Below are 14,891 nucleotides of genomic sequence, written 5' to 3' on the forward strand. Positions count from 1 at the left end.
CCGGATAAGCCCCAGGATATGTGTCAGATCAGACCATCGGCGCCGTTGCCGGCCCGGGGCGGGCCGTCACTGCGCACTGTAGTCGGCACAGGTGTACGCCGACACCGCACCCCGGGCCGTTCCGGACGGCGGACGGGCTACCCGTCAGTAGCTGACCTCGTGGTTCTCCCCCGCCTTCGGCGGCTTGCCGGTCACCGCCGCCTTCGCGAAGCCGAGCAGGTTGACCACGGTGCTGCCGGGCGAGTCCCAGTACTCCGCCGACCCGGCGTGCACCTTGATCAACGTGATCCCGGGCGTGTCCAGCCCGTCCGGGAACCACGCCTTCAGCACCGGACTCCACAGCTCCTTCGCCCGGTCGGGGTCCCACTCCTCGGTGGCGGTGCCGGCGACCGACACCCAGGCGTGGTGGCGCTGGTCGGAGAAACCGACGTTCACCTGCGGGTTGACCCGGATCTGCCGCACCTTCGCCGAGTCGGCGTACGCGAAGAACCACAGGTCGCCGTCGAAGTCCGCCTCCTGCAACCCCATCGGGCGGCTGATCAGACGCCCGTCCACGCCGGTGGTGGTGAGCAGGCAGATCCGGGCGTCCCTGATCAGCTCGGTGACCCGGCGGCGGGCGTCCGCGGCGTTTGTCGGCTCATTGCTCATGGGGCACTCCTGTCTCGGATCGGCGTAGATGCCGCTCCCGTGCCCTGGGCGGAACCGGTCAAACCTCCCGCGCCGTCATCGCCCGCCACCGCGCCAGGTTGTGCCGCGCGTCCACGAGCGCGTCGTGCCGGTCGGCCTCGGCGTCCGGCAGCCGGGGGCGACCCCGGTCGTCCCAGAGCTGGCGCAGCTCCTTGGTGAAGCGGGGGATCTCCCGGGGCAGCGCCGGCATCGCGCCCCAGAGCTGGGCCAGCACGACGTGGTCGTAGGCGGCGTACCAGGCCCACAGCTCCAGCTGCTCGCCCGGCCGGTCCCGCACCGGCTCCAGCAGGAACTCGTGCAGGTCGTCCCGGATGCGCGCGCGGGAGCGCCAGGCCCGGTCGGCCGGCGACGGGAGCTTGTCCAGCACGTTGCGCCGCACCCAGGGCACCGCCCGGGAGTCGTCGAACTCGGTGGAGACCGCGTAGAACTCGCGGCCGTACTCGTCGACGACGCCGATCGACACCAGGTCGACGATGCGGCCGTCCTCGATGAATTCGCAGTCGTAGAAATAGCGGTAGACCATCGCCCCCATCCTCGCCCATCACCGGCACGGACCGGTCGCCGGGGCGTCCGCCGAGGTCGGCGCGTGTGCCGGCGGCGGGCGGGCATGGTCACGGAAGTGTTTCCGGGGGTGTACAGCACGCGACGAGAGCGTCATGATCTGATGTGTACCGCCGTCGGGCGCCGAACCGGTTGAGCTGCCTCGTACCGGGAATGACAGCTTCACCCGGTGTGCGAGTCGTGACTTCTGACCGGGGAGGGGTTGAGCCGTGGAGTCTCGCCTGCCGGAGCCGGGTGACGCGCTCACGGGTGTGGAGATGTTCGCCGGGCTCGAGCCGGAGGTGCGGCAGCGTGTCATCGCCGCGGCCGTACCGCGCACCTACCGCAAGGGCCAGCTGCTCTTCGTCGAGAACGATCCCGGTGAGTCGCTGATCGTGCTGCGCCGCGGCGCGGTGGCGGTGTTCCGCACCGCGCCGACCGGTGAACGCGCGGTGCTGTCGGTGATCCGACCCCCGGACGTGCTCGGCGAGGTGTCCCTGTTGGACGCCTCCACCCGCTCGGCGTCGGCCGAGGCGATCGAGGACTGCGCCGCGCTGGCGCTGTCCCGGCCGGCATTCATGGAGCTGGTGCACTCCAACCCGCGCATCCTGGACGCGGTGATGCGCTCGCTGGGCCAGTTGATCCGCCGGCTCACCGAGCAGAACGCCGACCACGTCTTCCTCGACCTGCCCGGCCGGGTCGCAAAGACGCTGGTCCGGCTCGCCGGTGAGAGCCAGGCCCCGATGATCACCATCGAGCTGAACCAGAGTCAGCTGGCCGAGATGGCGGGCGGTTCCCGGCAGAGCGTCAACCAGGCCATCGGCTCGTTCGCCAGCCGGGGCTGGCTGCGCACCGAGGGACGCCGCATCGTGGTCACCGACGTGGCCGCGCTGCGCCGCCGGGCCGGCATGAACGACCGCTGACACGACGACGGCGGGGGCCGGCGGTCGTCCCGCCGGCCCCCGCCGCGTTCGTCGTACGCCCGTTCGTCGTACGCCCGGTCAGTCGTTGTCGGTGTCGGCCGGGGGCGAGCTCGGGCCCGGGCCGATCTTCGACGGGTCGGTCTTCTTCGGCGGGGTCGTCGTGGTGGTCGTGGTCTCGGTCGATCCGCTACCCGCGGGCTGCTCCACCATGCCTTTTTCCTCCAGTTCGGCGAGGGTCACGGCGTCCACGTCGACCGTGTCGCCGACGGCCCACACCGTCCCCCGTGGATCGGTCCATGCGGCGGACAGCCGGACGTGCACGGCAAACTCCCTGTCGACGGGACTTCCTGCTAGGGGAGACTAGACCCGGCCGAACAGCCGTGACGTCCCGCCGACCCGTCGGGTACCCGACTGCGCGGCCGCGCGGGACACTGGGGACCTCACGCGTACGGAGCCGGACATCGACCTCACCTGTGGACACTGCGCCCGGACTGCCGGGCCGGACGACCGTTTCTGCGGTGGGTGCGGCCGTCCGCTGGCGGCTGCCTGCCCTGGCTGCGGCCACGCCAACGACACCGGCGCCAACTTCTGCACGAACTGCGGTCAGCCGCTGCGCGACCACGCGGTCGCCGTGCAGGAGGACCGCCGCCAGGTGAGCGTGCTCTTCATCGACATCGTCGACTTCACGACATACGCCGAGCGGGCCGACCCGGAGCAGGCCCGCGGCCTGCAACAGGCGTACTTCGCCACGGTGCGCCGGCTGGTGCACCAGTACGGCGGCGTGGTGGAGAAGTACATCGGCGACGCCGTCATGGCGTTGTTCGGCGCGCCGGTCGCCACCGACAACGACGCGCTGCGCTGCGTACGCGCCGGGCTGGAGCTGCAACGCAGCCTGGCCCGGCAGCCGGCCGGCCCGCATCCGCCGCTCGGGTTCCGGGTCGGCATCGCCACCGGCGAGGCCCTGGTCGACCTGTCCGCGGCCCGCGACGGCGGCCAGGCGTTCGTCACCGGCGACGTGGTGAACACCGCCAGCCGGTTGCAGGGGCTCGCTCCGGTGGGCGGCGTGGTGGTCGACGAGAGCACCTGGGCGGCCACCCGGCGCGAGATGGAGTACGACGACCAGCCACCGGTGACCCTGCGCGGCCGGTCGACGGTGAGCCGGATCTGGCTGGCCGTGCGGGCGCGGCCCCGGCGCGACGGGCAGACCGCCGAGCTGACCCCGATGGTCGACCGGGACCACGAGCGGGGCCTGCTGGTCAGCGCGTTGCACCGCACGCTCACCGAGCGCACCTCGCAGCTGCTCACCGTCTTCGGCCCGGCCGGAGTCGGCAAGAGCCGGCTGCTGCGCGAACTGGCCCGGCACGCCGCCAGCCTGCCCGGCGCCCGGGTCACCTGGCTGACCGGCCAGTGCCCGCCGTTCGGCGAGAACGTCACCTACGCGGCGCTGGCGGACATCGTCCGGAGCTGGGCCGGGCTGACCGGCGCCGACGACCCGGCCACCATCCGGGACCGGCTGCGCGAGCGACTGGGCCACCTCGCCGATCCGCACGCGGTACGGCTGGCCGAGGCGCTGGGCCCGCTGGTCGGCGTCTCCGGTGAACGGCTCACCTCGGCCGAGACCGAGGCGGCGTGGCGGCGGTTCCTGCTCACCCTGGCGTCGACCGGCCCCACGGTTCTCGTCTTCGAGGACATGCACTGGGCCGACGAGGCGATGCTGTCCTTCGTCGAGCAGCTCGGCGCGGCGGCCCGCAACGTGCCGCTGCTCGTCGTCGCCACCGCCCGGCCGGAGCTGCGCGAGCGGCACCCGGCCTGGACCGGCACGATCAGCGGGGCGATGTCCATCTCGGTGCCGCCGATGCACGACGGGGACATCGACACGCTCTACTCGCTGCTGCTCGGCCAGGCCACGCTGCCGCAGGAGGCGCGCGCGCCGCTCATCGAGTTCGCCGACGGCAACCCGCTCTACGCTCAGGAGTACGCGCGGATGCTGCTCGACGGCGGGCTGGCCGAGCGGACCGCCGCGCTCGCGCTCCTCGACCCGGTCGGCAGCGCCGGGATGCCGCGTACCGTGCAGGCCGTCATCGCCAACCGGCTGGACCTGCTCGACCCGGCCGACCGCGCGGTGCTCCAGGCCGCCTCGGTGGTCGGCGTGCAGTTCTGGGCGGCGCCGGTCGCGCTGGCGCTGGGCCGCCCGACGGAGTGGGTCGAGCGCGCGCTGCACCACCTCCAGCGGCGTGACCTCGTCTACGAGCTGCCCGTCTCGGCCATGCCCGGCCAGGCGGAGTACCGGTTCCGGCACGTGCTGGTCCGGGACGTCTGCTACCAGCGGCTGCCCCGGGCCGAGCGGGTCGCCCGGCACCAGCGCACCGCCGACTGGCTCGAGCAGCTCGCCGACGGCCGACTGCACGACCTGGCCGAGGTGCTCGCCAACCACAGGTGGGCGGCACACGAGATCGCCCGTACCGTCGGGCTGGACCAGGCCCCGCACGCCGCCGCGACCCGGTCCGCGCTGCACCGGGCGGCACGCCGGGCGTACGACCTGCACGCGCTGGAGACCGCTGCCACGCTCGTGGACCGCGCGCTGAGCGTGGAGTGCGGGCCGGACCCGGCACTCGAACTGTTCCGGGCCGAGCTGGCGTTCTACCGGGACCGCGACGGCTTCCTCGACGGTGGCGGTACGGCGCTGCTCACCACGCTGGCCGACCGGCTGACCGACGCCGGTGACCGGCCTGGCGCGGCGAAGGCGTGGCGGCTACTGGCCACTGCGGCCTTCGCGCGGGCCGACCGTTCGGAGCTGATGCGCTGCCTGGACCGGGCGATCGGGCTGCACGCCACGCTGCCGGACAGCGAGGACAAGGTGGGTGTGCTGCTGGAGCTGGCCCGGGCGCACATGCTGGACGCGGAGACGGAGCCGGCGTGCGCGGCCGCCCGTACCGCCGCCGAGCTGGCCGAGCGGCTGGGGCTGCGCGAGGCCCGGGCGAACGCGCGCATCACGCTCGCCGTGGTCCGCTACCAGGCCGGCGCCGAGGAGGCGTACGCCGAACTGGCCGAGGTGACCGAGGAGTGCCGGGTGGAGCGGCTGACCAGCCGCCGCCGCGCGGTGCACAACCTGGCCTGGGTGCTGCAGGAGGAGGGTGACCTGGCCGGCTCGGCACGGCTGGTCGACGAGCAGCGCTCACTGGACCTGGCCGGCGAGCACGCCCTGACGGTGAGCTTCAGCGACCAGTGGGCCCGGTCGTACTACAGCGGGGACTGGACGTCGGCGCTGCGGATGGCCGAGGGGTCGACGCGGCGCCCGACCGACGAGTGGGACCTGCACATCGTGGCGGTGTCCGGCTGGATCCGCGCGCTCGGCGACGACCCGGCCGGCCCGGGCACCGGCGAGGACCTGGTGGACCAGGCGCTCGTGGCGGCCCGCCGCAGCGGCTTCCAGCGCGTGCTGCGCTCCACGCTGGCGCACGCCGCGCTCTGCCGCGCGGTGCAGGGCCGCCGGGACGAGGCGGTGGCGCTGCTGTCCGAGCTGGACGAGGACTGGCGGCAGACCCGGATGATCCCGTTCGCCGAGTGGGTGCCGGCGGTCGGCCACGTGGCCGCGCTGCTCGGCGGCGACGCCGCGGTGCTGGTGCGCGACCTGCTGGCGCGCTCGCCGCGGGCCACCCGCTGGGCGCGGGCCGCCGGACGGTCGGCCGAGGCGGCGCTGGCCCGGGGCGACGGCGACGCCGCGCGGGCGGGCCGGCTGCTCACCACAGCGGCCGAGGGGTACGCGGAGATGACCGACGTCACCGACCAGATGATCGCGTCCGCGCTGGCGGTCGGGCCGCTCACCGAGGCGGATCCGCCGGCCGCGGCGGCGACCCTGGACCGGGTACGCGCGTTCGCCGGCCGGCACGCCGCCACTGGGCTGCTCCGGATCGCCGGGGCGGGCTGAGGGTCAGGCCGGGAGCGGCTGCCGGGCCGCGGCGCTCTTGGCCTTCTGCGCGTACGTGTCGACGTACTCGCGACCGGACAGCTCCATCAGCTCGTACATGATCTCGTCGGTGACCGCCCGCTCGACGAACCGGTCACCGGCCATCCCGGCGTAGCGGGAGAAGTCCAGCGGCGGGCCGAAGCAGATCCGCACCCGGCCCAGGTTCGGGATGATCTGGCCGGTGGGCTGGATCGCGTCGGAGTTGAGCATGGCCATCGGTACGACCGGGGCGCCGCTCTCCAGCGCCAGCCGCGCCACGCCGGTCTTGCCCCGGTAGAGCCGGCCGTCCGGCGAGCGGGTGCCCTCCGGGTAGATGCCGGCGATGCCACCGGCACGCAGCACGGAGAGCTGGGTGTCGAGGGCGGCGCGGGCGGCCCGGCCGCCGGAGCGGTCGACCGGGATGGTGCCGGAGCCGACGAAGAACATCTTGGTGAGCCGGCCCTTGAGGCCCTTACCGGTGAAGTATTCGGCTTTCGCGATGAAGGTGACTTTTCGCTTGACGATCAGCGGTGTGAAGATCGAATCCGAGAAGGAGAGGTGGTTGCTGGCCAGGATCACCGGGCCGGTGGCCGGAACGTGCTCCAGTCCCTCCACCTGCGGACGGAAGATCAACCTCAGCAGCGGGCCGAGAACGACGTACTTCAGCAGCCAGTACAGCACCGGCGTCCTTCCCGTGTCGGTGGCGGCGGACGGGTCGCCGCGTGGCCCCGCGGGCGCCGGCGGCGCCCACGGGAGTCCGGGAAGAGGGTACGAACGACGAGCGGCACGCCACAACGCACTCCCGGAACCGGGTGCCGACGTGTCACGATTCAGGGCACGGGCAGGGAACGGCGAAGGGGGGTGTCCGGTGTCAGGGGGCGGGCCCCGTCGGGGACGACGGGACAACGGGCTCGACGCGGCCGAGTACGCGGTCGCGGGCGACGTCGATCCACGCGTCGGCGAGCACCTGCTCGACGTGCTCGCCGCCGGTGGCATCGCGGCCTACCTCCAGCCCTCGGCCGACCTGAACCCGGTGACCCGCACCACCACCGTCCCGGCCCGCCCGGTCGACCGGCTCTACGTCGACAGGTCGCACCTGACCACCGCCCGCGACTACCTGACCCAGCTCGCCGACGAGGGCGCGGGCGACCCGCCGCGCGCCGACGAGCCGGACATCGAGGCCGAGTGGGCGAAGATCGTCGCCGGTTTCCACACCACGCCGAGCACCGGCAGCCACCCCTGGCCCGCCGCCGAGGACGTGGACGACCCGGCCGCGCCGGGCACCGCCGCGGGCGGCCGGGCCGAGGAGCCCGCCGGGCCGACCGCCACCGACGTGCGCCGGCTGCCGTACGCCGCCGACGTCTCCGGCGTCTCGCTCAGCCGGGACCGCCACGACGAGCCCTCGCTGCTCGACGGCCTGGACACGTTCGGCGCGAACCTGCCCGACGAGGCGTCGGACGAGGATCACTACACCCCGCCCCCGCCGCCCCCGCTGCCCCGCTTCTCCAAGTACGCGGTGCTCGGCGTGGCCTGCATCGTGCTCGGCTTCCTGCTGTTCCTGTCCCCCACCGTGGTGTCGCTGGTCGACCCGTCGGTGGTCACGCTGCTCGGCTTCACCGGCATCCTGGCCGGTTTCGTGATGCTGATCTGGCGGCTGCGTCCGGGCGACCGGGACGACCACGACCCGGACGACGGCGCGGTCGTCTGACACCCCGCCGCCGGGCGCTGCCCGGATGCCGGGACGCCGCAGCCCCTGGGCCGAGGCGTAACAAGCGTGTAACTTACAGTCAGTAGGAATAGGCTGAACGTCACGTCCCGCACCGGCTGTCCGGCTTGCGTCTCCTTCCGGGTCGCCGGTCCCCTGCTGAGCGGATTGCCCGAGATGCGACAGAGCCCCCTCGTGGTGGTGGCCAACCGCCTCCCCATCGACGACAGCGTGGCGCCCGACGGCGCCTTCGAGTGGCGCCGCAGCCCCGGCGGCCTGGTGAGCGCCCTGCACCCGCTGCTACGGCAGACACCCGCCACCTGGGTGGGCTGGGCCGGCGGCACCGGTCCCGCGCCCGAACTGCCGGACGTGGACGGCGTGCGCATGCACACCGTGCCGCTGAGCGCCGAGGACTTCCGCGACCACTACGAGGGCTTCGCCAACGCCACCCTCTGGCCGCTCTACCACGACGCCGTCGAGCAGCCGGAGTACCACCGCCGCTGGTGGGAGGCGTACCAGCGGGTCAACCAGCGGTTCGCCGAGGCCGCGGCCCAGGTGGCCGAGCCGGGCGGCCTGGTCTGGGTGCAGGACTACCACCTCCAGCTGGTGCCGGGCCTGCTCCGCGAGCTGCGCCCCGACCTGCGGATCGGGTTCTTCCTGCACGTGCCGTTCCCGCCGCCGGAACTGTTCATGCAGCTGCCCCGCCGCGCCGAGCTGCTGCGCGGCATGCTCGGCGCCGACCTGGTCGGTTTCCAGCGTGCCCAGGCCGCGCACAACTTCGCCCAGCTCGCCACCAAGGTGCTCGGCCTGCCCGCCACCGACCGGCGGATCGGCGTGGACGGCCGGGTGGTCCGCATCGGCGCCTTCCCGGTCGCCATCGACACCGCCGAGGTGTCCGCGCTCGCCGCCCGCCCCGAGGTCGCCGAGCGGGCCCGGCGGCTGCGGCAGGACCTCGGCCGGCCCGAGCACGTGATCCTCAGCGTCGACCGGATGGACTACACGAAGGGCATCGAGCAGCGCCTCAAGGCGTACCGGGAGCTGCTCGCCAACGGTGACATCAAGGTCCGCGACACGGTGCTGGTCCAGGTGGCGGTGCCCAGCCGCGACCGGGTCGCGCAATACCAGATCCTGCGCGACCGGGTGGAGCACCAGGTCGGCCGGATCAACGGCGAGTTCGGCCGGGTCGGCGAGCCCGCGATCCATTACCTCACCCAGCCGTTCGACCGCGCCGAACTGGTCGCGCTCTACCGCGTCGCGGACGTGATGGCGGTGACGCCGCTGCGCGACGGCATGAACCTGGTCGCGAAGGAGTACGTGGCGGCCCGGGTCGACGGCACCGGCGCGCTGCTGCTGAGCGAGTTCGCCGGCGCCGCCTCCGAGCTGGAGCAGGCGTACCTGGTCAACCCGCACGACCTCGACGGCCTCAAGCAGGGGTTGCTGGCCGCGCTGCGCGCCGGCCCGGAGGACGTCGAGGCCCGGATGCGCGCGATGCGCGACCACCTGGCCCACAACGACATCCACGCCTGGGCGGCGTCCTACCTCAGTGCGCTGGAGGAGAGCGGGACGCTCGTCGGCCGCCGCCCGGCCGCCCGCTGACCGGCACCCCGGCGCTCACCCGAGGGCGGGCGCCGGGTCCTTGTCCAGCCAGTCCAGGATCGCGTCGATCGGCTCGCGCCAGCGCGCGTCGAGCATCAGGTCGTGCCCCATGCCGGGGAACAGCAGCGGCGCCGAGTCGTACCGCCGGGCGGCCCTGGTCAGCGCCGTCGCCGGCAGCACCCGGTCGTCCGGGCTGCCGAGCACCAGCACCGGCGGGCGGCCCACCGCCGGCTCCGGGGACCGGCCGGTCAGCAGTTGCCACTGCGCCCGCCGTCCGGCCCGGCCCAGCCGGGCCAGGTGCCGCCGCGCGTCGGCGTCCGGCAGCTCCCGGCTGAACAACTGCCGCCGGTTGAGCCGCAGCCCGGCGCCGAAGACCGCCGGCACCGTGCCCACCGGGTTGCGCCGCAACGCCGTGCCGAACGTCGCCCAGCCGCCGAGCACCGGCGCCACCAGCACCGCGGCCCGCGCCGGGTAGCGGGCCATCGCGTGCGCCACGACCCGCGCGCCCGCGCCGTGCCCCACCAGCACCGCCTGCCGCGGCAGGCTCGCCGCCACCTGCGTCACGTCATGGGTGTACGACCGCAGCGTCGCCTCCGGCGCCGGCTCGCTGCCGCCGTGCCCGCGCAGGCTCAGCGCGTACGCCGGGAAGCCGCGACCGGCGGCGTGCCCCAGCCAGTGCTCGGCGAACGCCCACGCCCCGTGCCCGAACCCGGGCACGAACAGCAGCGGCGGCTTCGCCTCCTCCCGCTCCGGCAGGGCGGCGAGCACCTCCCGGCGGGCGGGCCGTTCCGGCCGGGCCCACTCCCAGGACCGGACCACCCGCACCCGCTCGGCCGCCGTCATTTACCCTCCTCCAGCTCGTGCAGCGCCCGCTGGAGCGCGCGCAGGTAGTCGGCGTGCCCGACCTCGAACCAGTGCCGGGTGCTGTCCTTGACCTTCGCCGAGTACCGCTCGCCCAGCCCTTCCCGGACCTTGCGGTCGAACGCGGCGGCCCGCTCCGGCCGGGCGGCGCGCAGCGTGAGCAGCCGGGCGAACAGCACGCTCTGCCAGTGCGAGATCGGGAAGATGCCGGAGTCCGGCTGCACCAGGCCGACCACGGCGAGCGTGGGATGACCGGCGGTGAACGCGTTGAGCCACAGCCGGGGCCGCCCGGATCCGTCCTCGTCGCCGAGCACCCGGCCCTTGAGGAACTCGAAGCGCGGCAGGTAGCCGGTGGCGAAGACGACCAGCTCCGGGTCGATGCGCCGGCCGTCGGTCAGCTCCACCGCGCGGTCGTCGAACCGGGCCACGTCCGGCACCGGGGTGATCTCCCCGTGGCCGACGTAGTAGACGAGCTGGCTGTTGGCGATCGGGTGCGTCTCGTAGACCCGGTGGTCCGGCTTGGGCATGCCGAACCGGGTCAGGTCACCGACGGTCAGCCGCAGCGTCCAGTGGTAGAGCCACTGCCGGACGCGCAGCGGCACCCGCAACGCCAGCAGCGTGTCGTTGACCTGATCGGCGGGGCGGCCGAGGACGTACTTCGGGGCGTACCAGTAGCCGCGGCGGGTGGAGTGCCAGCAGTGCGACGCCTGCTGCGCCGCCTCGACCGCGATGTCGCAGCCGGTGTTCCCGGCGCCGACCACGAGCACCCGCTTGCCGCGCAACTGCGCCGGGTCCTTGTAGGACGAGGCGTGCATGACCTCGCCGCGGAACTCCTCCAGCCCTTCGTAGCGGGGCAGCTTGGGCGACCAGTTGTGGCCGTTGGCGAGCACCACGGCGGCGTACCTCGAGGTGCGCTCGGGACCGTAGCCGCCGGTGCTGCGCGTGGTCACGTCCCAGCGGTCCCCCTCGACCGGCTCGACGCGGACCACCTCGGTGCCGAACCAGACGTGCTGGCGCAGGTCGAAGTGGTCGGCGTACCGCTCGAAGTAGGACAGCAACCGGCTGTGGTGCGGGTAGTCCGGCCAGTCGTCCGGCATCGGGAAGTCGGGGAACTGGGTGAACGGCCGGGACGAGATCAGGTGCGTGCTGCCGTACACCGGGCTGCGGTCATGCCGCCAGTTCCAGGCGCCGCCGACGCCCGTCTCCCGCTCGTAGCAGTCGACGCCGAAGCCGGCCTCGCGGAGGTTCTTCACGGCGGTCAGGCCGCTGGCGCCGGCGCCGATGACGCAGACCGTGTCACCCCGGTCGGAGACCGGGCGGTCGTCGCGGACCGGGACGTCCGTCCGGTCCGGATCGGGGCGGCCGAGGTCGGTGGAGGAGGACACCGGGAAATCTCCTTTGTGCGGCACGCGTGCCGGGTCGGAGCGAAATCCTGCCGAGAATGCCCGCCGTTGTCCAGCCACCGGATCCGGCGCCGCCCACCCGCCCGGCTGCCTTGACACAGCGTCACCGGCGCGCCGGTCACCGAGCGTGAGTGGACCGGCCGCGCCGGAGGCGTACCCTCTTTCGCCCTTTGCTCTGCCGCCACGGACGCAGCACCGCCGGGAGCTGCGCCGACGTCTCGCGGCCGTCCGGCCGGGACGCGGCCCGGCGGTCACGGCGGGTAGCTGGTGCGTATGTGGCGGCAGAGCAAAGGCGGCGAAGCGGTTGGCCCGCCGGCGGCCGGGACCTGACCGTGCGTCACCGGCCCGGCGGTCCGGGCCGGTCAGGCGGTGGGCAGCAGCAGGTCGACCAGGACCGGGAAGTGGTCGCTGGCCCGGCGGGCCGCCGGGGTGTCCACCACGTCGTAGTCGACCACGGTGATCCGGGGGTCGACGAAGAGCGCGTCGATGCGGCGGCGCGGGTCGGCGCAGGAGAACGTGTGCCGGTCGGCCCGGTCGGCGGCGAGCGCCGTGTCGGTGAGCCCTTCGGCGAGCGTCTGCCAGGCCGGCCCGTCCGGGCCCTCGTTGACGTCGGCACCGGCCACCACGGGCAGTTTGGACGCGTCCAGCTCACGCTTGAACGCCGCCGCCTGGGCCGGCCGCTCGGCCGGGTCGGTGGACAGGTGCGAGCCGGCCAGCAGCACGTCGACGCCGCCGACCCGGCAGTGCGCATAGGCGGCGCCGCGCATGTGCCGTCCCGGCGTCAGCGGGTACCGCTGGCAGCTGGTGTCGACGACCCGCAGCCGCAGGCTGGTCAGCAGCACGTTGCCCAGCGACGGCAGGCCACCGGCCGCCACCACCATGCCGAACGACTCGGCCAGCGCGGCGGTCTTCTGCCGCCACCGGAACCGGCGTGGTCCCTCCTGGACGATCACCACGTCCGGCGCGACCGCACGGACCACCTCGGCCAGCGCGGCGGTGTCGTCGCGCTGGCTGTGGATGTTGTACGACACGACCCGCAGCGGCACACCCGCGTCAGTCATGTCAGATCCGCCGGGCCAGGTCGGCGGCGCCGATCACGCCGGCGGTGTTGCCCAGCTCGGCCGGGCGCACCTCGGCGACGGGCAGGCGGCTGCGCTGGGCCAGCGCGTCGGCGAAGGACCGCCGGGTCGGGCCGAGCAGCAGGTCACCGGCGTCGATCACGCCGCCGCCCACCACCAGCACCTGCGGGTCGAGGATCTGCGCCATGTCGGCGAGGCTGGTGCCGAGCCAGCGGCCGACCTGGGCGAACGCCTCGGTGGAGACCGGGTCGCCGCCCTTCGCGGCGGCGGTCACCATCGGACCGGTGATCGTCTCGGCCTCGCCCCCGGCCAGCTCCAGCAGTGCGGCCGCGCGGTGCGGCTCCTGCCGGGCGGCGGCGCGGGCGAAGCGGACCAGGGCGCTGCCGCTGGCGTACTGCTCGATGCAGCCCAGCCGGCCGCAGCCGCACTGGTGGCCGTCCGGCACGGTGAGCATGTGGCCCAGTTCGGCGGCGATGCCGTTGGCGCCGCGGACCAGGCCACCGCCGAGCACGATGCCGCCACCGACGCCGGTGCCGATGGTGAACATGACCATCGAGTCGTCGGCGTCGCGGGCCGCGCCGTAGCGGAACTCCGCCCAGGCGGCCACGTTCCCGTCGTTCTCCACGATCACCGGCAGGCCGGTGGCGTCGCCGACATACGTGCGCAGCGGCTCGTCCCGCCAGGCCAGGTTCGGGGCGAACAGCACGGTGGAGCGGGAGGCGTCGATCCAGCCGGCCGCGCCGATGCCGACCGCCTCCACGGCGTGACCGGCGGCCAGTTCGGTGACCACCTCGATGATGACGTCGCGGGTCTTGGCCACGTCGTCGGCGGGGGTGTCCCGTCGCGTCTGCACGAGTACCGTGCCGGCGTCGTCCACGACACCGCCGGCCACCTTCGTGCCACCGACGTCGACTCCGATGGTCAGCGTCACCGCTGCCACTCCCCTCTGCTGTGCTGCCCGGGAACCGGCCGAACCGGCCGTACGGTCCCGGGATGTCCGGTGGTCAGGCCCCGTCGCCTGGTGCGTCCGCGCCCACGTCTCCGGACGCCCGCGAGGCGGGCACCACGGGACGGCCGGCCGGTGTCCGGCTCGTGTCCGGCTCCGGCGGCCCGGCGGCGTCGGCGGTGGCACCCGAATCGGCCGCGCCCTCCCCACGGGTGGCGGCGGACCACACGTCCTGCTCGGGTGCCGGCTGAGAATCATGCCCGGTACGGGTCGCCTCGCGCCACACGTGGTCCCCTGATCCGTCCGGCGCGGCGGTGCCGTCGTCGGCGGTTCGCGCCGGCTCGGCGGGGGTGAACGCGCGCAGCAGGCTCGCCACCCCGGCCGCCAGGTCCCCGGCGCCGGTGGCGAGCCGCTCGGCGAATTCCGGACTCGGGTCGCGCAAGGCGGCGATACCGCGACAGACGGGGCAGACACAGCATTCCGGCGAGCCGGTGGCGAAACCGGCGGGCGCGGGCGTCTCCGGAGCGGGGCCGGCGCCGGGCAGGGTGTGACCGAGGACACCGGAGAGGATCCCACCGAGCGGACCCCAGGCGCCGGATCCGGGCGCGGCGGCGGCCATCTTCGCGCCGGCGAGCAGGGTGGCGACGAGGCGCTCGGCCTCTTCCCGGGCCGAACCCGGATCAGTGTTGCCCATGGTTCGGCTCCTCCAGCGTGACTACCGGGACGACGGTCGGGTCTCCTGCGCCGCACCGGGTGCTTCTACCCGGCGCTTGAGCTGCTTCAACGCCGCGTCCATGATCATTTTCTCGGCCTTGCGACGGAACATGCCGAGCATCGCCACGGACAGCTCCACCTCAAGGGTGTACGTCACAGTGGTCGTCCCGTCCGGGTTGCCCACCAGGTCGTACGACCCGCGCTGGGAGCGCTGCATCTTCGACGGGGCGACCAGGTGCCACTCGATCCGGGAGATGTCCTCGGCGTACTCGTAGGCCAGCACGTACTCGTCGGCCATCACGCCCGCGTCGAGCGTGAACCGGACCTGGCTGGCGTAGCCGTCCTCGTACTCCTCGATCACCTCGGCCCGGCGTACCGCCTCGGCCCACTCGGGATAGCTCGGGAAGTCGCAGATGACGGCCGCCACCCGGTCCGGTGACGCGCCGATGATGATCGACTGGGTGGAGGAGTCCGCCATGGGGGGAGGCTAC

The 14,891-nt window shown here is 73.8% G+C and carries 14 protein-coding genes; 4 read left to right on the forward strand and 10 right to left on the reverse strand.

Annotation, left to right across the window (positions count from 1 at the left end):
* Positions 1-144: 144 nt before the first annotated feature.
* Both O7611_RS19880 and O7611_RS19885 read right to left on the reverse strand, forming a co-directional pair.
* Complete coding sequence (locus tag O7611_RS19880) at positions 145-648, reverse strand: pyridoxamine 5'-phosphate oxidase family protein (protein ID WP_194801181.1); 504 nt, start codon at positions 646-648, stop codon at positions 145-147.
* Between the two features lie 58 nt (positions 649-706).
* Complete coding sequence (locus tag O7611_RS19885) at positions 707-1,210, reverse strand: polyadenylate-specific 3'-exoribonuclease AS (RefSeq protein WP_013287663.1); 504 nt, start codon at positions 1,208-1,210, stop codon at positions 707-709.
* Between the two features lie 247 nt (positions 1,211-1,457).
* On the opposite strand from O7611_RS19885, the gene O7611_RS19890 reads away from it, so the two are divergent.
* Positions 1,458-2,150 (forward strand): Crp/Fnr family transcriptional regulator, encoded by a 693-nt coding sequence (locus O7611_RS19890; RefSeq protein ID WP_013287664.1) that lies wholly within the window; start codon positions 1,458-1,460, stop codon positions 2,148-2,150.
* Positions 2,151-2,228: 78 nt separating this feature from the next.
* Here O7611_RS19890 and O7611_RS19895 read toward each other — a convergent pair whose 3' ends face one another.
* A complete protein-coding gene (locus O7611_RS19895; protein WP_194801180.1) occupies positions 2,229-2,471 on the reverse strand; it encodes a hypothetical protein in 243 nt (80 codons plus the stop codon).
* 139 nt (positions 2,472-2,610) lie between these two features.
* Here O7611_RS19895 and O7611_RS19900 point away from each other — a divergent pair, with 139 nt between their 5' ends.
* Positions 2,611-6,078 (forward strand): ATP-binding protein, encoded by a 3,468-nt coding sequence (locus O7611_RS19900; RefSeq protein WP_194801298.1) that lies wholly within the window; start codon positions 2,611-2,613, stop codon positions 6,076-6,078.
* Between the two features lie 3 nt (positions 6,079-6,081).
* Here the strand turns inward: O7611_RS19900 and O7611_RS19905 are convergent, their stop codons facing one another.
* Positions 6,082-6,777, reverse strand: a complete 696-nt coding sequence (locus O7611_RS19905) for a lysophospholipid acyltransferase family protein (RefSeq protein ID WP_269697373.1) — start codon at positions 6,775-6,777, stop codon at positions 6,082-6,084.
* 187 nt (positions 6,778-6,964) lie between these two features.
* Between O7611_RS19905 and O7611_RS19910 the strand changes: the two genes are divergently transcribed.
* Together O7611_RS19910 and O7611_RS19915 are read left to right on the forward strand one after the other, a co-directional pair.
* The gene (locus O7611_RS19910; protein ID WP_194801178.1) at positions 6,965-7,804 is read left to right on the forward strand and encodes a DUF308 domain-containing protein; all 840 of its coding nucleotides are present in this window, start codon (positions 6,965-6,967) and stop codon (positions 7,802-7,804) included.
* A gap of 174 nt (positions 7,805-7,978) precedes the next feature.
* Positions 7,979-9,397 carry an alpha,alpha-trehalose-phosphate synthase (UDP-forming) gene (locus O7611_RS19915; protein WP_194801177.1) on the forward strand — a complete coding sequence of 473 codons (1,419 nt, stop codon included), beginning with the start codon at positions 7,979-7,981 and terminating at the stop codon, positions 9,395-9,397.
* Between the two features lie 15 nt (positions 9,398-9,412).
* Here the strand turns inward: O7611_RS19915 and O7611_RS19920 are convergent, their stop codons facing one another.
* The 6 genes from O7611_RS19920 to O7611_RS19945 all read right to left on the reverse strand — a co-directional run bounded on the left by O7611_RS19920 (position 9,413) and on the right by O7611_RS19945 (position 14,878).
* Positions 9,413-10,240: an alpha/beta hydrolase gene (locus O7611_RS19920; protein ID WP_194801176.1), complete on the reverse strand. Its 828-nt coding sequence runs from the start codon at positions 10,238-10,240 to the stop codon at positions 9,413-9,415.
* Complete coding sequence (locus O7611_RS19925) at positions 10,237-11,643, reverse strand: flavin-containing monooxygenase (RefSeq protein ID WP_194801175.1); 1,407 nt, start codon at positions 11,641-11,643, stop codon at positions 10,237-10,239. Before O7611_RS19925 ends, O7611_RS19920 begins: the two co-directional genes overlap by 4 nt.
* Before the next feature lie 380 nt (positions 11,644-12,023).
* A complete protein-coding gene (locus O7611_RS19930; protein WP_194801174.1) occupies positions 12,024-12,722 on the reverse strand; it encodes an endonuclease/exonuclease/phosphatase family protein in 699 nt (232 codons plus the stop codon).
* A gap of 1 nt (position 12,723) precedes the next feature.
* A complete protein-coding gene (locus O7611_RS19935) occupies positions 12,724-13,671 on the reverse strand; it encodes an ROK family glucokinase (protein ID WP_013287673.1) in 948 nt (315 codons plus the stop codon).
* Positions 13,672-13,744: 73 nt separating this feature from the next.
* Positions 13,745-14,380 carry a hypothetical protein gene (locus tag O7611_RS19940; RefSeq protein WP_269697374.1) on the reverse strand — a complete coding sequence of 212 codons (636 nt, stop codon included), beginning with the start codon at positions 14,378-14,380 and terminating at the stop codon, positions 13,745-13,747.
* A gap of 21 nt (positions 14,381-14,401) precedes the next feature.
* Complete coding sequence (locus O7611_RS19945; RefSeq protein WP_269697375.1) at positions 14,402-14,878, reverse strand: SRPBCC family protein; 477 nt, start codon at positions 14,876-14,878, stop codon at positions 14,402-14,404.
* Between the last annotated feature and the right edge of the window lie 13 nt (positions 14,879-14,891).

It is taken from the genome of Micromonospora sp. WMMC273 (assembly GCF_027460285.1).
GTDB lineage: Bacteria > Actinomycetota > Actinomycetes > Mycobacteriales > Micromonosporaceae > Micromonospora > Micromonospora aurantiaca.

Bases quoted from the DNA above. Each gene is read 5' to 3' on its own strand.
- O7611_RS19940 (WP_269697374.1), bottom strand. From the start codon at position 14,380: ATGGGCAACACTGATCCGGGTTCGGCCCGGGAAGAGGCCGAGCGCCTC.
- O7611_RS19945 (WP_269697375.1), bottom strand. From the start codon at position 14,878: ATGGCGGACTCCTCCACCCAGTCGATCATCATCGGCGCGTCACCGGAC.
- O7611_RS19930 (WP_194801174.1), bottom strand. From the start codon at position 12,722: ATGACTGACGCGGGTGTGCCGCTGCGGGTCGTGTCGTACAACATCCAC.
- O7611_RS19920 (WP_194801176.1), bottom strand. From the start codon at position 10,240: ATGACGGCGGCCGAGCGGGTGCGGGTGGTCCGGTCCTGGGAGTGGGCC.
- O7611_RS19885 (WP_013287663.1), bottom strand. From the start codon at position 1,210: ATGGTCTACCGCTATTTCTACGACTGCGAATTCATCGAGGACGGCCGC.
- O7611_RS19880 (WP_194801181.1), bottom strand. From the start codon at position 648: ATGAGCAATGAGCCGACAAACGCCGCGGACGCCCGCCGCCGGGTCACC.
- O7611_RS19915 (WP_194801177.1), top strand. From the start codon at position 7,979: ATGCGACAGAGCCCCCTCGTGGTGGTGGCCAACCGCCTCCCCATCGAC.